At 33.3% G+C, this 18,890-nt stretch carries 14 protein-coding genes; 5 read left to right on the forward strand and 9 right to left on the reverse strand.

The genetic code is table 11. The features are described from left to right. Positions 1 to 150: 150 nt before the first annotated feature. Both B0A65_RS05790 and B0A65_RS05795 read right to left on the reverse strand, forming a co-directional pair. Entirely contained in the window at positions 151 to 1,563 is a 1,413-nt protein-coding gene (locus B0A65_RS05790; protein ID WP_083370427.1) for an HmuY family protein, read from the reverse strand. A gap of 12 nt (positions 1,564 to 1,575) precedes the next feature. Next, positions 1,576 to 3,735: a TonB-dependent receptor plug domain-containing protein gene (locus B0A65_RS05795; RefSeq protein ID WP_074659472.1), complete on the reverse strand. Its 2,160-nt coding sequence runs from the start codon at positions 3,733 to 3,735 to the stop codon at positions 1,576 to 1,578. A 105-nt stretch (positions 3,736 to 3,840) separates the two neighbouring features. On the opposite strand from B0A65_RS05795, the gene B0A65_RS05800 reads away from it, so the two are divergent. Then, on the forward strand, positions 3,841 to 4,743 hold the full coding sequence (locus B0A65_RS05800) for a DUF6607 family protein (protein WP_074659471.1): 903 nt from the start codon (positions 3,841 to 3,843) through the stop codon (positions 4,741 to 4,743). Between the two features lie 81 nt (positions 4,744 to 4,824). On the opposite strand, the gene B0A65_RS05805 is transcribed toward B0A65_RS05800, so the two are convergent. Beyond that, complete coding sequence (locus B0A65_RS05805) at positions 4,825 to 5,535, reverse strand: hypothetical protein (protein ID WP_123890282.1); 711 nt, start codon at positions 5,533 to 5,535, stop codon at positions 4,825 to 4,827. Between the two features lie 335 nt (positions 5,536 to 5,870). Next, complete coding sequence (argS, locus tag B0A65_RS05810) at positions 5,871 to 7,649, reverse strand: arginine--tRNA ligase (RefSeq protein ID WP_074659469.1); 1,779 nt, start codon at positions 7,647 to 7,649, stop codon at positions 5,871 to 5,873. A gap of 325 nt (positions 7,650 to 7,974) precedes the next feature. On the opposite strand from argS, the gene B0A65_RS05815 reads away from it, so the two are divergent. After that, positions 7,975 to 10,392: a TonB-dependent receptor domain-containing protein gene (locus B0A65_RS05815; protein ID WP_074659468.1), complete on the forward strand. Its 2,418-nt coding sequence runs from the start codon at positions 7,975 to 7,977 to the stop codon at positions 10,390 to 10,392. A 92-nt stretch (positions 10,393 to 10,484) separates the two neighbouring features. Here B0A65_RS05815 and B0A65_RS05820 read toward each other — a convergent pair whose 3' ends face one another. The 5 genes from B0A65_RS05820 to B0A65_RS05840 all read right to left on the reverse strand — a co-directional run bounded on the left by B0A65_RS05820 (position 10,485) and on the right by B0A65_RS05840 (position 14,987). After that, positions 10,485 to 11,156 carry a copper homeostasis protein CutC gene (locus B0A65_RS05820; RefSeq protein ID WP_074659467.1) on the reverse strand — a complete coding sequence of 224 codons (672 nt, stop codon included), beginning with the start codon at positions 11,154 to 11,156 and terminating at the stop codon, positions 10,485 to 10,487. A 190-nt stretch (positions 11,157 to 11,346) separates the two neighbouring features. After that, on the reverse strand, positions 11,347 to 12,354 hold the full coding sequence (locus B0A65_RS05825) for a 3-oxoacyl-ACP synthase III family protein (RefSeq protein ID WP_074659466.1): 1,008 nt from the start codon (positions 12,352 to 12,354) through the stop codon (positions 11,347 to 11,349). A 360-nt stretch (positions 12,355 to 12,714) separates the two neighbouring features. Next, positions 12,715 to 13,665 carry an ABC transporter ATP-binding protein gene (locus B0A65_RS05830; RefSeq protein ID WP_074659465.1) on the reverse strand — a complete coding sequence of 317 codons (951 nt, stop codon included), beginning with the start codon at positions 13,663 to 13,665 and terminating at the stop codon, positions 12,715 to 12,717. A gap of 105 nt (positions 13,666 to 13,770) precedes the next feature. Beyond that, complete coding sequence (locus tag B0A65_RS05835; RefSeq protein ID WP_074659464.1) at positions 13,771 to 14,466, reverse strand: OmpA family protein; 696 nt, start codon at positions 14,464 to 14,466, stop codon at positions 13,771 to 13,773. Between the two features lie 17 nt (positions 14,467 to 14,483). Further along, on the reverse strand, positions 14,484 to 14,987 hold the full coding sequence (locus tag B0A65_RS05840) for a lipocalin family protein (protein ID WP_074659683.1): 504 nt from the start codon (positions 14,985 to 14,987) through the stop codon (positions 14,484 to 14,486). A gap of 201 nt (positions 14,988 to 15,188) precedes the next feature. Between B0A65_RS05840 and htpG the strand changes: the two genes are divergently transcribed. The 3 genes from htpG to B0A65_RS05855 all read left to right on the forward strand — a co-directional run bounded on the left by htpG (position 15,189) and on the right by B0A65_RS05855 (position 18,869). Then, positions 15,189 to 17,072 (forward strand): molecular chaperone HtpG, encoded by a 1,884-nt coding sequence (htpG, locus tag B0A65_RS05845; protein WP_074659463.1) that lies wholly within the window; start codon positions 15,189 to 15,191, stop codon positions 17,070 to 17,072. 125 nt (positions 17,073 to 17,197) lie between these two features. After that, positions 17,198 to 18,019, forward strand: coding sequence for a hypothetical protein (locus B0A65_RS05850; RefSeq protein WP_074659462.1), 822 nt, complete (start codon positions 17,198 to 17,200; stop codon positions 18,017 to 18,019). Between the two features lie 133 nt (positions 18,020 to 18,152). Next, a complete protein-coding gene (locus tag B0A65_RS05855) occupies positions 18,153 to 18,869 on the forward strand; it encodes a DUF4369 domain-containing protein (protein ID WP_074659461.1) in 717 nt (238 codons plus the stop codon). Positions 18,870 to 18,890 lie beyond the last annotated feature (21 nt).

An 18,890-nucleotide genomic window follows, 5' to 3' on the forward strand; every position in this document is an offset into this window, starting at 1 on the left:
AAAAAAAGAGGCTAGATAAAATCTAACCTCTCTCAAAAAAAATAAAAAAAACAAAGCTTATGAATTAACTAATTTTTAGTTCGGTGCTGTTTCCCTATTGTTATAATCGAGTATAACAATACCAATATTTTTTATATTTTTTGGCACTTATTATTTTAAGATAGCATATTGAAAGGTAGGATTACCTCTTTCACCTGCTGCGTTCACACCTGCTGTAAATCTAACTTTATAAACATTTCCTGCAGGATCTTTAACAACAAAGAAACGATCTGACCTTGCCGCAAATCCAGAAACTGGATTACCGTTTGCATCTGTTCCTGAAACAGTTCCTCTCCAGTTTGAACCAATATTTCTTTGATCCTCTGTAAATTTAGTGTTGTCAACATTTGCTAATGTGAAAGCATCATATGTAAAAGCTGTTGTAAGTACTTGGTAAGTTTTTGCACCACCTTTAACGTTATTTAAAACGAAGTCTGCAAAATTATAAGGAACTAAACCTGCTCCCATTGAAGTTGTATTAGTAAAACTTGTGAAACTAATATCCCATTGTGCTTTTTGAGGCTCTACACTAACTGCTTTTTTATCTAATAAGCTTAAGAATGTAAAGTTATAAGCTGCATTTTTTGTAACGATGATTTCTTCGTGAGTTGTAGCTGCAATATCTGCATATTGAACTTTATAATCATTACCACTTCTTAAAATTCTAACTTTTTTCCATCCTCTAGACGGCCCTGTACCTGTACCTTCAGATCCAACAGCTGGATTAGTTGTCCCAGGATTACTTCCCATATTGATTACATATACTTTGTTATCAGCATCTGTTGAAGAGATTGCTGCAATAGCAGTTTTAGTAATATCTCCTGCAGCGTCATCAACTTGAGTAGTACTTCCACTACCATTAACAAGCATGGTTGCATCTTCCAATTGAACTTCATCAATATTTACACTAGTCGTTTGTTTAGCAGACATTCTTACAGTGTGGTTTATTATTACTCTAAAATCTGTTCCAGAATAAAATCCTAAATCCCACGATACTCTAGGAACAGCAGTCATTTTTCCGCTGCTCAAATCAACAAAAACCTGATTTGGCTCTGTTGGCCCTCCAACTCCTGGAGCTAATGCACTTCCTAAAGAAGCTGTCTCATTAAAGTTTACCTGAATTGATTTGTTATCAGAAATTACAGAATTGATAGTTATACTACTAATAGTAAAAACCACATTTTTTACCTGGCCTTCGATAGCTTCTTTTAATTTTTTAAAAGTAAAAGATACTGTAGATACATTTTTTTCAAAAGGAACTACAATCTTATTTGCAGCGATTGCTGGTGTAGTACTATAATCTATACCATTTGCAACTGCAGTTTCAGTGTAAGTTAAAGTTAGAGATCCCGCTGCTGCAGTTGGAGATGCAAATTTAATTTCGATCGGAGTTGTTTCTGCCGATAAATTTAACGATGTAGAAGTAAAAGCTACTGCATTTGGCAACGCCACATCATCATCACTGCTACAAGCCCCAATGGCTAGTAATACAAAAGATAGTATTAAAATAAAGTTTTTTTTCATGGTATTTATATATTAATTAAAATTTAGATTATACGTAAGTTTTAAGAAGTAAGATCGGCCATATCCTAACATCATATCAGTACTTGTTCCTCCTCCATGCGCTCCTCCAGATGCATCGCCTCCACCTCCATTTTGAACAGATTGTAAATTAGTAACATCAAGTAGGTTTCTGGCTCCAACAGTAACTTCAAATTGATTTTTAAAGAATGTTTTTCGAATAGAAGCGTCCATCCAGCTATAAGGCTGCAATTCATTTAAAAAGAAACCAGCTTTCCCATCACTTCCTGTCCCCGCAACATACTGTTGCTGCTGTCCGTTATATTTATAGAAAACAGCTAACAAAGTATTCCATTTTGTAATATTATAAGAGATACTTGAATTTAATCTGAACGAGTAGAAAAATTTATCATCAGACACTAAGTTTTCAGCCGCTAAATCAAGTCTTCTGGAAATTCCAACTACAGCGGCACCTAACATTACATTCCAATTTTTGTAAATATATTGCTCTACTGTTGAAATGTTCCACATTTTATATCTATTGATATTAACGTATTTATAATGCAAAGGATTTACCTGAATTGTAACCAGGTCAATTCTATCATCAACATCCAGATACGTAACAGCTAAGTTGTTTGTGATTTGAGCACCCGAATCAAAATTACAGGCTCTCTTAAAACTAACCTCATAAGAAGTACTTGTTTCTGGAATCAAATCTGCATTTCCCTGCATGTTATGGTTAGAGTCGACAAAATAAGTATAAAGCTCATCAAAGTTTGGAGTACGATACGATTTCCCCAAAGAAACTCTTGCTTCTAATCCTTTATCAAAAAGATATCTTAAACCTAAAGAACTTGCATATTGATTGTCGAAAGCACTTTGAAATGAAAATCGAAGCCCTGGACGAATGGAAAATTTATCATTTACACCAATTTCAGCAACCGAATAAATATCATAATTTTCCAATCTCTTTCTAATATCTACACCCTGCTGATTATCATCTCTAAAAGCTCCAACTGAAGAATCATAAAAACCATTCTCGTTTGTAATTTCATAACCAAGTTGAAAATCTACATTTTTATTATCAAAGAAATTGCTCAGTGTACCCGTTGAATAAAACACCTTTTTTGATTGATAAGTGTCTCTCTTGTTATCTACCTCTTGTTTTGTATCTATATGATAAACGAAATTCTCTAAATCACGTTCTTGTTTTTGCTGAGAAACCGAAACATTGTACTTTAACTTCGAGAAAAGATTTCCACTGGTGTTTAAATGGTGGTAATAACGATTGGTAATATATCTTTTATCTCTCGAAAAATAGGTGTCTGGAAATGGATAATTATCTTGGATATTTACAAGAGGATTGTAGTAATGAACATCTTCACCATAATAATCAAATTTGTAAAAAATTCTAAAAGCATCTTTTTGGTAACCCAAAACTGCATTTCCTACCAATTGTTCTTTCGGAAGCTGTGTATATCCTCTCAGTCCGTCATTTTTATCGTAATCTTTACCTTGTCTATTATCATAAAAACCAGACATTGCGTTGCGATTTCCGCCTATGTTAACAAACCAATTTTCATTAAAATTATGACCAATTTTAGCTGATTGTATATGACGGCCTTTATCAAAAAATGCAAATTCCTTTCCAACGGTCTCTTCCTGAACAGTGGCACTAATCTGCCATTTATATCCTCCTCCTTTTTTCGTAATAATGTTTAGGATACCAGTTACAGCATTTGCTCCATGAGTTACACCCATTGATCCTTCGATGATTTCGATTCTCTCGACATCATCAAGATTAACCTGCGTTAAATCAACATTTGTCCCCATACCTGTATCACTTACTAAAGGTATATTATCAACCAAAATCTTAAAATACTGCGAATCTAATCCGAACATTGAAACCTTTGAACGCCCATCATCACCATTTGATGTCACTGTAATATTCAAATATTGATTTAAAACATCAGCTAAATTGTTTGCGGCCAGCTGCTTTATATTTTCTTTTGAAATAACACGAACATTAAATACAGATTTCTTAATCGATTGTGGCTCTAATTGTCCTGTCACAACTACTTCTGAAAGCTTTTCTTTTGATGCTATACTATCTTGTTGCGCAAAAGAAATTTGACAAAAAACGAACAGTACAAAAAGGGTAATTTTAATTTTCATTATTTTTATTCAGTCTTAATAATGGCGCAAATATAGTAACTATTTTTATTTGTTCTAAATAAAATTTATATATTTGCAAAAAATTTTAAAACAAAACAATAAGTTATGATTACAAAAAGCCTCTTCTTTTCGGCCGTAATGGCTTTGACTTGTGCTCTTGGTTTCAGCCAGGATAAAAAACAACAAGACATCAAATCAATTAAATCAATGTGTGGTTGTTATGAAGTGAAATTTAATTTTACTGAAACTTTTTCATATCCAAAAGATTCTCTTACTTATAAATCATCTGAAACTAAGCATGAATCTGCTTTGGAATGGGTTGATTTACTAGAAGATACACCAAACAAAATTGTGATGCAGCACTTATTAATAGTAAGTGATGATATGATTATCAAACACTGGAGACAAGATTGGCTTTACGAAAACACAGACTTATATTCTTTCGATAAAGGAACATCGTGGAAATACAAAAAATTAGACAAGAAAGCTGTTAAAGGACAGTGGACTCAAAAAGTTTATCAGGTAGATGATAGTCCACGATACGAAGGATCATCAACATGGGTTCATGTTGACGGACAAGATTACTGGGCAAACGTTGCTGATGCTCCGCTTCCAAGAAGAGAGCAAACAAAACGTAATGATTATAATGTTTTAAAAAGAAGAAACATCCATGAAATCACTTCTACGGGATGGAATCATGAGCAAGACAATGACAAATTGGTCAGAGATGACAGCGGAAAAGATGTATTGTTAGCGCAAGAAAAAGGGTTTGATGTTTATACTAAAGTTCCGGATATTAAATGTGCTGCCGCTCAAAAATGGTGGAAAGAAAATAACGCACTTTGGAAAAATGTTCGTGATAAATGGCAAACATTGTTTGACAGACACCAGGACTTAAACTTAGAAGCTAAAGTGGACAGAAAAGCGTTGTATTCTCTTTTGTTTGATTTAAAACCAGACGCTTCAAAAGCAGAAACAGACAAAATTATCGACAAGTTCATAAAGTAAAAACAGTTTGTGCTAGTTGTAAAAAAGCCGATAGTTTACTGCTATCGGCTTTTCTTATTCTATATCTTTTTAAACAAACAATTATTTTGATTCTGCACACTCAGAGTACGTAATAACATGTTTTGTTAAATCTGTCCATTTAGGCTCAGGGTTTCCAGAAATTACTTTTTCACAGCTACCCCATAATGGTGCAAATTCTTTTTTATACTCTTTTTTCTTTAATAAAACCGCTGGTGCATCTTTTTTAGCTACATAGTAAGATTTTGCATCTCCACCAACAAATTTAACTCCACCAACTCCTAATGAAGTAGTTTCTTTAGCATGTGGATCACAGTATATTTTGCACTCTTTACTAAATCCCGGGTTTAGAAGTTGCATTAATAATTTTTCTTTTTTCTTTTTGATTTGTACATCAGCAGTTTCAAAATAGGCGTAACCTTCTTTTATGTACTCTTGATTCAATTTATCATCGCTCCATTTTTGATAATCAGAAATAAAATCTAAGCTTTTCGTTAAATTATCCAATCCGCTTGGTGGCAAGTACATAAACTTAATATCTTCCGGTTTTAGTTTGTGTTTTTTTCCAGCTCCGTCTTGTAATTTAATATACTCGATCAATCCTTTTTCTCTATCAATATCTTTGATAGTTCCGTTGATTTCTGTACCATCTGCCAAAGTAATGTAGGCTGTTTTACTGTGAGAGAATCCATAAGAAGGATTAACTAAATCTTGTGCATTCATTGTACTAAGCGCAAATAAAAATGCCAGTACGAAAAAAGGTTTTTTAATCATTTTGTTCTTGTTTTTGGTTTTGCTTACTCTTACGATTTTCAGCTACCTCGATTATTTAAATCATTAAAGATCTGGGGATCTCCTCTGTTTATTGGCTTTTCAGAAGATTTTTTTAAATCTTTTTCTTACTGTAAACATAAGTATAATAATCCCATATACAAATCTAAAGCTGCTTTTTTTAGAAGAAAATTCAGCCTAACAAATTCTTAACAAATTTAGTATATCCTTATTATCTCCTCTTCTTTAAGCTTTAAACCTCAAGCTTCATGAGAAATCTGAGCATAAAAAAAGCCGATAATAAAATTAACGGCTCTTTACTTTTTATATTTAAACGTTTACATTCTCTCCGGAACTTCAATTCCTAATAATGTAAAAGCAGATTTTATAACTTCTGCCACTTTTTGAGAAAGTTGTACTCTGAAAATCTTTTTAGTCAAATCAATTTCACCTAAAATATGTACAGATTGATAGAATGAATTGTATTCTTTTACCAAATCGTACGTATAATTTGCAATTAAAGCCGGGCTGTGATTTTGAGCTGCATTTTGAATTACTTCAGGAAAAAGTTCGATTTGTTTTACCAATTCTTTTTCTTTTTCGTGTAATTCTTCAGTATTTGTTTTTGCTGAAAAATCAAAATCAGCTTTACGGATAATCGATTGAATTCTCGCGTAAGTATATTGAATAAACGGGCCTGTATTTCCTGCAAAATCAACAGATTCTTCAGGATTAAACAAGATACGTTTTTTAGGATCTACTTTTAAGATGTAATATTTCAATGCTCCAAGACCAATCGTTTTGTACAATTTCGCTTTTTCTTCAGCAGAATAACTGTCTAGTTTCCCTAAATCTTCTGAAATTTGTTTTGCTGTATCCGTCATATCCTGCATCAAATCATCAGCATCTACAACAGTTCCTTCACGGCTTTTCATTTTTCCGGAAGGTAAATCAACCATTCCGTACGATAAATGATACAGACTTGAAGCCCAGTCAAAACCTAATTTTTTCAGGATCAAGAACAACACTTTAAAGTGATAATCCTGCTCGTTTCCAACCGTATAAACCATACCTCCAACATCTGGCATATCTTTTACACGCTGAATTGCAGTTCCAATATCTTGTGTCATGTAAACCGCAGTTCCATCAGAACGTAATACGATTTTACGATCCAGACCTTCATCTGTTAAATCTATCCAAACCGACCCATCAGGATCTTTTTCAAAAACACCTTTATCCAATCCAACCTGAACAACATCTTTCCCTAATAAATAAGTATTGCTTTCGTAGTAATAACGATCAAAATTAACTCCAAGATTAGAGTAAGTTGTCGCAAAACCATCATAAACCCATTGGTTCATCATTTTCCAAAGCGTGATTACCTTTTCATCACCAGCTTCCCATTTCTTCAGCATATCTTGTGCTTCAACAATAATCGGTGCTTGTTTTTTTGCTTCTTCTTCTGTTTTACCCGTCTCGATTAGTTGATTAATCTCAGCTTTATAGGCTTTATCAAATTCAACATAATATTTACCAACTAATTTATCTCCTTTTAAATTTGAACTTTCAGGAGTTTCTCCGTTTCCAAATTTCTCCCAGGCCAACATCGATTTACAGATATGGATTCCGCGATCGTTGATGATTTGTGTTTTATATACTTTTTTACCAGATGCTTTAATAATTTCTGCAACAGAATATCCCAACAAATTGTTACGAACGTGACCTAAGTGCAAAGGTTTATTGGTATTTGGAGAAGAATACTCGACCATTATAGCTTTGTCTTCTGGATTTGGCGTTACATAGCCAAACTTTGTATTGTCTTTTATTTCATTAAAGAAATTCAAATAATAACTATCTGCAATTACGATATTCAGGAAACCTGAAACCACATTAAAACGAGCAACTTCTGAAACATTTTCAACTAAATAATCTCCAATTTTATTTCCAAGTTCCACTGGATTACTTTTAATCACTTTTAATAATGGGAAAATCACCATTGTAATATCGCCTTCAAACTCTTTTCTGGTAGTTTGAAATTCAATTTTATCAACAGTAACATCAAATAATGCCTGAATGGCGCTTTGTATAGAAGGTGTAAGAATTTGTGATAATGACATGTAAACTTATTTTAAAGTGAGCAAAGATACTGCTTATTCATCAATTACAGAAAATGAAAAACATATAAAATTGAACAAAACGTTTAGAATTTCATAAAAAGTCATTTGTTTTGAATGTTAAAATTATCAAAAAATTAAAACGCTAATCTCTTACAAAACAGAGCAAATAGAATCAAAAATGATTTTTTTTATTTTTTTTCTGTAACATATTCACAATAAAAGAGTCTTAATAGGAACTTTGAATTTATTTAAAGCCAAAAAAATCTAACAAAAACAAAAAGAACAATCATCATCAATCAAATCAAAATAATCAAGTAACACTATTATGAAATTAAAATTCTTTCTGTTTGCATTACTGGGAGTAATCGCAACAGCTCAGGCCCAGAACACCGGAACAGTGTCTGGAAAAATCTCTGAAAAATCGAATAATGCACCAATTTCTTATGCGACAGTTTCTATCAAAGAAAATGGAAAAGTTGTTTCAGGAGTCAATACAGATGACAATGGAGACTTTACAATTAAAAATTTGGGTTTAAAAAGTTATACCATCGAAGTTCAATACATTGGATTTAGAAAATACATTGGCTCCGTAATTTTAAGCGATAATAAAAAAACGGCAACTATTAACGTTTCTCTTGAAGAAGAAGCAACACAACTTAAAGGTGTAAATATTGTTGCTGAACGCTCTACAATGGAACAAAAAATTGACCGAAAAGTAATTACTGTAGGTAAAGATTTGACAACTGCCGGAGCTTCTGCATCTGATATTATGAGTAATATTCCATCTGTAAACGTAGATCAGGATGGAAAACTTTCACTTCGCGGAAACGACAACGTGCGTGTATTAATTGACGGTAGACCATCTAATATTGATCCTGCTCAATTGCTAAAACAAATTCCATCTACTTCTATCAAAAAAATTGAGTTGATTACAAACCCAAGCGCTAAATACAATCCGGAAGGAATGTCTGGAATCATCAATATTATTTTACACAAAAACGCTAACACTGGTTTTAACGGAAGCTACAGTGGTGGTATCACTTTCGGAAAAACAGCAAAATACAATCAATCACTAGATTTGAACTACAAAACCGGAAAAGTAAATTTCTTTGGAAACGCAGGGCAAAATTTTGGTACTTATCAAAATGAAGGTCACATCGTAAGATTAGATCAACCGGTAAATCAAAATTTAGATATTTCGAACGATAATGATAATTATTTGTATAAAATTGGTATGGATTATTTAATCAATGATCACAATACTTTATCTTTTTATACCAATCAAAATAAATCTACCGGAACCGGAATTGTACTAACAGATATTGATTATAACAATGGTGATCCAAACATTTTGAACATCTATCAAAATTCAAAATATCATGGTCCAAGCAATACCGGAACTTATAATTTAGCTTTCAAACATATCTTTAAAAAAGAAGGACATACTTTAGATTTTGAAGGAAACTACAGTGATACTAAAGTTTCTCAAGATGCAAGTTTTGACACGCAAACAACAAGACCTGACTATACAAAGAATGATATCATTTACAGTGATTTTATTGGAGATAAAAGAAAACTGAGTACAATTAACGTTGATTATGTAAATCCGTTAAACGACAAAACAACTCTTGAAGCTGGTGCCGAAGCAAGAATAACAAGATCAAATAATGATTACAATACCGGAAATCCTTTAGTTGCTGCTGAAGACAGAATTTCTAATTATACTTATGACACCGATATCTATTCTGCATACGTAACTTTTGGTCAGAAATTCAAAAAATTTAGTTACCAATTAGGAACTCGTTTTGAGAGTTATAAAGTTGCTGCAAATTTAAATCATGGCGAAACAAAATTTGATGACGATTATATCACCTTATATCCATCAGCCTATTTAACGTATAATTTGAATGAGAAAAATGTATTGCAATTAAGCTACAGCCGTCGTGTAGACCGCCCGAGTTTAGAGCAAACAAAACCTATTCGTGAGTTTTCTACTCCGTTAGTAACATCATACGGAAATCCTGAGTTAAGACCTCAGTTTACAAATTCTGTAGAAGTAAATTACACCAAAACTCTTGAAAAAGGAAGTATAACTGCCGGAGTTTTCGTAAGAAGCATCAATGATCAAATCAGCAGAACTTTAAGTCCTGATCCTAATGATCCTTCAGGATACAAACAAATTTTAAGTTTCACGAATTACGATCACAACAGTGCTTATGGTTTTGATGTTTCTCTTAACTATAAAATTGCAAAATGGTGGGACATTCAACCTTCTATTGATTTCTCAAGCATAAACCAGGAAGGTGTTGTTTTTGAATTTGATCCGGCAACAAGTACAAGTTCACCGCTTCAAAGAAGTGTTACAACTTCGGCATTTAATGCGCGTATGAACTCAAACTTCAAACCTACAAAACGTTTAAGCTTTTTATTATTCGGTTTTTTCAGAGGTCCGGTTGACGAAATTCAACAACATAGAAATGAAATGTACAAAATGGACATAGGTTCACGTTATACATTGTTAGACAACAAAATGAATATCAGTGTACGTTTCAATGACGTTTTCAATACCATGAAATATTCTTTTGACGGAATTTATCCTTATCCGCAAACAGGACAGTTTTCATGGGAAAGCCAAACGGTTTATGTAGGATTGACTTATAACTTTGGAGGAGCAAAAATTAAAAACCTTCAACGTAAACAAAGAGAAGATAACACTAACAAAGGTGGTGGTGGAATGTTTTAATCCCACTTTTATTAGTAGATTTTAATAGTTCTTGTAGAAAAGAAAAGCCTGGAGTATGCCAACTCCAGGCTTTTTTATTTTATTAATTACGGTTACAAAAAATTGCGCAATTCTTTTATCTCTTCCGGATTTGCCGTTTCCGTATTATCCGTTATGGCCGATGAATGATAAAATGTTGGTTCTAATTTATCCTGCAATAATTTAATATTAGACGATCTTAAACCTCCGCCAGGCATAATTTCGATTTTGTCTTTTGTCCATTTTTGAATTTTCTCCAAAGCAAAAATACCTTCTTCAACATTTATTCCCTGTCCTGATGTCAAAATAGTTGTAAAACCGCAATCAATTATATCTTTGAGAGACTTCTTGACATCTTTTACAACATCAAAAGCACGATGAAAGGTACACGGAAGTGGGTGCGCCAGATTAACCAGTTCCTTACTGCGTCTTTTATTGACATTTCCGTTTTCCTTCAAAATTCCGAAAACAAAACCGTCAACTCCTAGTTTTTTAAATTGTTTGATGTCTTGCTTCATTTCAACAAATTCATCATCACTATAAATAAAATTGCCACCACGAGGTCTTATAATGACATGCATTTTAATAGATAACTTTTCGCGCACTCTAACTGCCAGGATTGGATTTGGTGTTGTTCCGCCAAGTTTCATGTTATCACATAATTCGATTCGGTCCGCACCCGCTTCCTGAGCTATAATTGCCGATTCATAATTGAAACAGGCTATTTCGAGTTGATTTTTTTTCATTTTGATTAAATTATATTTTCTCAAAGTTTGTCATTGCGAGGAACGAAGCAACCGCACTACCATCTACAGACTCAACAAATGAGATTGCTTCGTTCCTCGCAATGACAGAAACCGCATAATAGAACACTAAATTATAAAAAAACCTGCTCTTAACAGAACAGGTTTGAAATATAATGCAGGATGAATAAAATTACCATTTAATAATAGCACTCGCCCAAGTAAATCCACTTCCGAAAGCAGCTAAAACAACTGTATCTCCAGATTTAATTTTTCCTTGTTCCCAAGCTTCTGTCAAAGCAATCGGAATAGAGGCTGCCGTTGTATTTCCGTATTTTTGGATGTTATTATGAACCTGATCATCACTCAATTTGAATTTATTCTGAATGAATTGTGAGATTCTTAAATTCGCCTGATGCGGAATCAACATATCAATGTCTGAAACCTGCAAACCATTTGCTTCTAAACCTTCGTTAATTACTTCAGCAAAACGAACTACTGCATTTTTAAATACAAACTGCCCGTTCATGTATGGATAATAACTTTCATCATTTGGATCATTATCAGCCAAAATATCTGTTACCCAACGTGCTCCCATTCCTGGTGCCTGCAATGCTAGCTCTTCAGCATGTTGTCCTTCTGAATGTAGGTGAGTTGATAAAATTCCTTTTGATAAATCTTCTTCACGGCTCAAAACTGCCGCTCCCGCTCCATCTCCAAAAATTACCGATACTCCACGTCCACGAGTTGTCATATCTAATCCGGTTGAATGCACTTCAGAACCAATTACCAAAATGTTTTTATACATTCCGGTTTTAATGTATTGATCGGCAACAGAAATTGCATAAACAAAACCAGAACATTGGTTTCTAACATCTAATGCTCCAACTGTTCTTAAACCTAAATCACGTTGTACTAAAACTCCGGGACCTGGAAAATAGTAATCAGGACTTAATGTAGCAAAAACTACAAAATCAATATCTTCTTTGGCTACGCCAGAACGTTCTATTGCAATTTTAGCTGCTTTTACTCCCATTGAAGTTGTGGTATCCTCTCCACGAATGATGTGTCTGCGCTCCTGAATTCCGGTACGTTCCTGAATCCATTCGTCATTAGTATCAATTATCTTAGACAAATCATCGTTGGTCACAACATTTGAAGGAACATAATATCCTAAGCCCGCTATTTTTGAATGATACATATTCTTTTATTATTTGTTAAAAAATTGGATTGCAAATTTACGTATACTTTAAAACATAAGCGCCCAAATTACTATTTTTTTCGTTATTAGCAATTTAATATAGTTTAATTATATAGTTGATTAAAACTATTTCTCTTTTGAAAAAACAGTTTTTACATTGAAAAAATAAAAAATATGAAAAAACAACTAATTACTACCGCTCCAATTTCTATCCATATTTAGAAACAGAAGTTCCTGGATAAGTATTTTAAAAAACCGTTAATCATGAAATGTATAAAAAAACCCAACAAGATTTAAAAAAACTGTCGGGTTTACTATTTTTAACGGTCCAGAAAATGATCTAATTGGCACACTTTCTAATTACAAATAATTCAATCCCAAGAAAATTTCCTGTTCAAGCGGCAAATCAATTTCGCTTTCAAAAAAGACCAATTGCCTTTTATAGACAGTTTCTATTAAAAAATGATTTCCTCTAAAATAAGTTCTTCTGATTTTAACCGGCAATTTTGATTCGGTAAGCATTTTAAGCTGATGCGGGTACACTAATGTTTTATGAGTTTCATCTTCGTAATCAAGTAACAAATGAGTTGGTATTTCATTTACCTCACCAAATAACGAAGCGACATATTTAGTTTCAGGATCTTCATAAATCCTGGTTGGATTATCTTTTACAATAAGTTCACCATTACGCATTACAATCGCTTCGTCTGCAAATGATAATGCATCTGTGCTGTCATGAGTTGCAATGATGCACGTAATTCCTTTTTGTTTTAAATATCGGAACAAATTTCGGCGTAAAGCATTTTTACGAAAAGCATCAATTTGGCTAAAAGGTTCGTCAAGTAAAATCACTTCCGGCTCCAAAGCCAAAACTCTTACCAAAGCTACTCGCTGTTGTTGTCCTCCACTTAAAAATTTAGCTTTAACATTAGAAAACTGTTCCATTTCTACCATTTCCAATAATTCCTGCACACGCAATTTTTTCATGTTGGCAAAACCATTCGAAAGAAATTTTCCAACATTCTCAGCAACTGTTTCGTACGGAGACAAATCAAAATCCTGTGCCAGATATTTCATGTACGGCATTCCGGGAATCAAATTGTATTTTGGACCTAAAATTGGTTTTTCATTATAAAAAATTTTACCTTCATTTAGATCAAACAAGCCGTACAGTAGCTTAAGAAGCGTACTTTTCCCGCAGCCACTTTCGCCAATAATAGCAATGTTTTCACCTTTATTTATAGTAAAAGAAACGTCTTTAATAACGGGTTTATCGGTATAAGAGAAAGAAATATTCTGAATGTCGAGCATGGGTTGTATTTGAGAGTCCAAATTTACAATGTTTAAATCCTAAAGTCAAAAAAAAAGCTGCTTCAATTAAGAAACAGCTTTTAAAATTTTTTATTGCATTAGAAACTATTTTCCAGCCTCTGTTTTAGCATCATTTACCATTTTGTCATTTGCAGTAATTGCAAACTCAACACGGCGGTTTTGAGTTCTTCCTTCCGGAGTATCATTTGTTGCAATTGGATCCGCAATACCTAAACCTGAAGTTTTGAAACGGCTTGATTTTAATCCTTTTGCCACTAAATAAGATTGCACAGATGCAGCTCTCTGTCCTGAAAGTGTTAAATTATATTCTGGTTTTCCTGTATTATCAGTGTAACCAAAAATTTCGATATTAGTATCTCCGTATTCTGTGAATACAGGAATTAATTTATCTAAATTAGCTTTCGCCTGAGTTGTCAAAGTTGATTTATTAGTATCAAAACGAACTGCATTTTCGTTCAAAGTTAAGTGAATTCCTTCTCCTACTCTTTCAACATCTGCACCAGGTAATGCCTGATCGATTTCACGAGCTTGTTTATCCATTTTGTTTCCAATAAGTGCTCCTGTTCCACCACCAACGGCAGCACCAATTGCAGCACCTAAAGCAGCATTTCCGCCATGCCCTAAATTATTTCCTAAAATACCACCAATAAGACCACCGGCAACTACTCCAATTCCGGCTCCTTTTTGTGTGTTATTTGCATTTTTAACTGAATCGCAGCTTGTAAAAAAACTAACTAATACAAGTAAACTACTCAACCCTAAAACTGTTATCTTTTTCATGTGTATATATTTTAATATTAATTGGCTCTTTGAAATTGGTAAGTAACATCTTTAGTTTGTCCACCTACATTAATGTTGTCTATTAACTCAAAAGAATTATCTGTTACACCTGCAACTTTTAGTAAATAGCCTTCTTTAACGTTTTTCGATTTTGTTCCCGGATTAACAATCTTAAGTACTAAAAGTCCTTGATTATTAATACTCCATACTATTGGAGAAGTAAATGCTGTACAGCTTGGAGCAGTTAAAGTCATAGTACCTTTATTATTATTAGAAATAAAATTCCAGGTGCTGCCAATAAAACATTTTGAATCGGCAAGATCAAATGAAGTTACTTTAATATAATCTGACCCTGGATAAGACACATTGGTTAGAACCCAATTTCCTTTAAGCGCTACTTGAGTCGATTTGTCAAGTTTAGTCGATAGCGTTGGTGCTTCTGTTGAAGCTGTTGTAGACGAAGCTGATTTACACGCAAATACCATTATGGCGATCATGCAAATGAAAAGAATTTTCTTCATTTTATACATTTTTTAAGTTAATACTTACACGTTTAACAATTAGTGTACCACAAATATACGATTCATTGAAATATTAACAGTTCCAAAATCTAATTATTTTCTTTCAAAATTAACACTTCGGTCATTTTGTCACACCAAAAACAATTGGTATTCTATTTGAAGGAATGACAATCATCTCATTAAACTAAAAAAATAAAAAATATGACAACAGGTAAAATTAATGTTTCAGTAGAAAACATCTTTCCCTTAATCAAAAAGTTCTTGTACAGCGATCACGAAATTTTCTTGCGTGAGCTCGTTTCAAACGGAACCGATGCTACTTTAAAATTAAAACACCTTATTAGCATTGGCGAGGCTAAAGTTGAATACGGAAATCCGGTTATTGAAATCAAAGTTGATAAGGAAGGTAAAAAAATCCACATTATTGACCAGGGTTTAGGTATGACGGCTGATGAAGTTGAAAAATACATCAACCAGGTTGCTTTTTCAGGAGCTGAAGAATTCCTTGATAAATACAAAGATTCTGCTAAAGATTCTGGAATTATTGGTCACTTTGGTCTTGGTTTCTATTCTGCGTTTATGGTTGCTGAAAAAGTAGAAATCATTACAAAATCATATAAAGACGAACCAGCTGCACACTGGACTTGCGATGGTAGTCCTGAATTTACTTTAGAGCCAGCTGACAAAACTTCACGTGGTACTGAAATCATTCTTCATGTTGCTGAAGATTCTCTTGAATTTTTAGAAGATTCTAAAATTGCTGGATTATTGAATAAATACAATAAATTCATGCCTATTCCGATTAAATTCGGAACAAAAACAGAAACACTTCCAAAACCGGAAGATGCTCCTGAAGACTATATCAACGAAACTGTTGAAGTTGACAACATCATCAACAACCCAAATCCGGCATGGACAAAACAACCGTCTGAATTATCTGAGGAAGATTACAAAAATTTCTACAGAGAATTGTATCCAATGCAGTTTGAGGAGCCATTATTCAACATTCATTTAAATGTAGATTATCCTTTCAACTTAACTGGAATTTTGTATTTCCCAAAATTGGGTACAGATATGCAAATTCAGAAAGATAAAATTCAATTGTACCAAAACCAGGTTTACGTTACCGATAACGTAGAAGGAATTGTACCTGAGTTTTTGACCATGTTAAAAGGTGTGATTGATTCTCCGGATATTCCTTTGAATGTTTCCCGTTCAGGTTTACAGGCTGATGGCGCAGTGAAAAAAATCTCCAACTACATTACTCGTAAAGTTGCTGATAAACTAAAAGCTTTATTCAGCGAAAACCGTGCTGATTTTGAAGCAAAATGGAACGATATTAAAATTGTTTTAGAGTACGGAATGCTTTCTGAAGATAAATTCTACGAAAAAGCAGGTGCATTTGTATTGTATCCAACAGTAGACGACACTTACTTTACTTTAGAAGAATTAAAAGAGAAATTAAAAGAAAACCAAACAGATAAAGACGGAAAATTGGTAGTTCTTTATGCTGGAAATAAAGATGCTCAACACTCTTATATTGAAACAGCAAAAGAAAAAGGATACGAAGTATTGCTTTTAGATTCTCCTATCATCTCGCACTTAATCCAAAAAATTGAAGGCGATAATAAAGATGTAACTTTTGTTCGTGTGGATTCTGATCATATTGACAACTTAATCAAGAAAGACGAAAATACCATTTCTAAATTATCTGATGAAGAAAAAGAAACATTAAAAACTTCATTGGAAGCTTACATTCCAAAAGCGTATTCTGTCCAACTAGAAGCTATGGATAGCCAGGCTGCTCCTTTCATTATAACGCAACCAGAATTTATGCGTAGAATGAAAGAAATGAGTCAGTCAGGTGGTGGCGGAATGTTCGGAATGGGCAATATGCCTGAAATGTACAATTTGGTAGTAAATACAAATTCTGATTTGGCAACAAGTATTTTGAATACAGAAGACAAAACACATCAGGAACACTTGGTAAAACAAGCTTTAGATTTAGCAAAATTATCGCAAAACCTATTAAAAGGCGAAGCTTTAACTGCTTTCGTAAAAAGAAGTTTTGAAATGATCAAATAAGGTTTTTTACAAAAAAGAATAATTTTTAAAATCCTGTGAGTCAGACTCACAGGATTTTTTTATTGGAATTCGTTTTTTTTATTACATTTGATTGCCTTTTAATCTAATCTTAAACTAAAACTACTATGAAAAAAACAGCTTTTTTATTTCTGGGTATTTGCGCTACAGCATTAATTTATGTTTCCTGTTCTAATGACAATGTGGTCAATCAAACCGACACTACTTCTGTTGCGGCTTCCGTTGCAATTGATGCGGCCGATGAAATGGACATTAATACGGGATTACTAATAACAAACAGTTCACCAACTGCAAAACCAGCAACAAATGTAGCCGGAGTTTGTGCTACAATCACTATTACTACACCAACAGGAGCAACTTATCCAAAGGTATTCACCGTTGATTTTGGAACAGCGGGTTGTGCAGATGGTCAGCTTACAAGGAAAGGGAAATTAAAAATCACACTTTCGGGACCAATTATCACTACAGGAAGCAAACTAACTATCGAAAGAATCGATTATTCTATTAACGGAATTAAACTGGAAGGAACAATTGAATACACCAACACAACAACTGTGGCAACTGTACCACAATGGAGCAGAAAAGTAACAAACGGAAAATTTACAGATTTACAAGGAAGAGTTTATACAAATTCAGGAATGCATACTGTAAAACAAACAGCAGGTGTTGACACTCCTTATGTTTTAGAAGATAATGTTTATGAAATGACAGAAGGAAATCATACTGTAACGACAGAAAAAGGTGCAACACTAACGTTGACAGTTCAGGAAGCCCTGGTTAAAAAATATTCTTGTATTTATGTTTCAAAAGGAAAATTAAAAATAGAAGGCGGATTTCTTAAAGGAGTTATTGACTACGGAAATAACGAATGCGACAACAAATTCACCTATACTCACGAAACAGGAGTAAGCTATAATTTATCAATGTAAAAAGCTCATTTTTATAAAAATACAGCAATCCCAATTTAGAAATAAATTGGGATTTTATTTTTTATTAAAATTTAAAGTACGAATCATTACATTCAAACTATTTTCTTTATTTTGCACCAAAATCTAAAAACCAATGAAAAAATCTATTATTGCCTTTGTTGCACTTGCACTACTAGCATCATGCGACAAAAAAGAATCTGCTGACAACCTGCACATCACAGGAAACATTAAAGGATTAAAAAACGGAACTTTATATATTCAAAGAATTGTTGACACTTCACTTGTTGCAATAGACAGTGTAAAAATCGACGGAAACTCAACTTTTGAGCGTGATATTAAATTAGAATCTCCAGAAATGCTTTACTTATTCCTTGATCGCGGAGTAACAAACTCAATGGATAACAATATTCTGTTTTTTGCAGAACCAGGAAACATCAACATCGAAACTAATTTGGATAATTTTATTTATGGTGCTAAAATCACTGGATCTAAAAATCAGGAATTATACGAAGAATACAAAAAAATAAACTCTCGTTTTAATGATGAAAACCTTGCAATGGTAGAACCAAGATTTAAAGCGATCAAAAGACAAGACCAAAAAGCAATTGATAGTCTTGACGCAAAACAGCAATCAAATATCAAAAGAAAATACTTGTATGCAACAAACTTTGCTATGAACCATAAAGATTACGAAATAGCACCTTATATCGCTTTAGCCGAAATCTACGACATCAACGTGAAGTTTCTTGATACTATTCAAAAATCAATGACACCAAAAGTAGCACAATCACTTTACGGAAAAAAGCTGACCAAGTATGTTGCTGAAGTAAAAAAGCAAGAGCAAAAATAGTTTTCACTCCATAAAAAAAGT

It is taken from the genome of Flavobacterium frigidimaris (assembly GCF_002217275.1).
GTDB classification, from domain to species: Bacteria; Bacteroidota; Bacteroidia; order Flavobacteriales; family Flavobacteriaceae; genus Flavobacterium; species Flavobacterium aquidurense.

Bases quoted from the DNA above. Each gene is read 5' to 3' on its own strand.
- B0A65_RS05850 (WP_074659462.1), top strand. From the start codon at position 17,198: ATGAAAAAAACAGCTTTTTTATTTCTGGGTATTTGCGCTACAGCATTA.
- B0A65_RS05800 (WP_074659471.1), top strand. From the start codon at position 3,841: ATGATTACAAAAAGCCTCTTCTTTTCGGCCGTAATGGCTTTGACTTGT.
- B0A65_RS05790 (WP_083370427.1), bottom strand. From the start codon at position 1,563: ATGAAAAAAAACTTTATTTTAATACTATCTTTTGTATTACTAGCCATT.
- B0A65_RS05830 (WP_074659465.1), bottom strand. From the start codon at position 13,665: ATGCTCGACATTCAGAATATTTCTTTCTCTTATACCGATAAACCCGTT.
- B0A65_RS05815 (WP_074659468.1), top strand. From the start codon at position 7,975: ATGAAATTAAAATTCTTTCTGTTTGCATTACTGGGAGTAATCGCAACA.
- B0A65_RS05825 (WP_074659466.1), bottom strand. From the start codon at position 12,354: ATGTATCATTCAAAAATAGCGGGCTTAGGATATTATGTTCCTTCAAAT.
- B0A65_RS05820 (WP_074659467.1), bottom strand. From the start codon at position 11,156: ATGAAAAAAAATCAACTCGAAATAGCCTGTTTCAATTATGAATCGGCA.
- htpG (WP_074659463.1), top strand. From the start codon at position 15,189: ATGACAACAGGTAAAATTAATGTTTCAGTAGAAAACATCTTTCCCTTA.
- B0A65_RS05835 (WP_074659464.1), bottom strand. From the start codon at position 14,466: ATGAAAAAGATAACAGTTTTAGGGTTGAGTAGTTTACTTGTATTAGTT.
- B0A65_RS05795 (WP_074659472.1), bottom strand. From the start codon at position 3,735: ATGAAAATTAAAATTACCCTTTTTGTACTGTTCGTTTTTTGTCAAATT.
- argS (WP_074659469.1), bottom strand. From the start codon at position 7,649: ATGTCATTATCACAAATTCTTACACCTTCTATACAAAGCGCCATTCAG.
- B0A65_RS05855 (WP_074659461.1), top strand. From the start codon at position 18,153: ATGAAAAAATCTATTATTGCCTTTGTTGCACTTGCACTACTAGCATCA.
- B0A65_RS05805 (WP_123890282.1), bottom strand. From the start codon at position 5,535: ATGATTAAAAAACCTTTTTTCGTACTGGCATTTTTATTTGCGCTTAGT.
- B0A65_RS05840 (WP_074659683.1), bottom strand. From the start codon at position 14,987: ATGAAGAAAATTCTTTTCATTTGCATGATCGCCATAATGGTATTTGCG.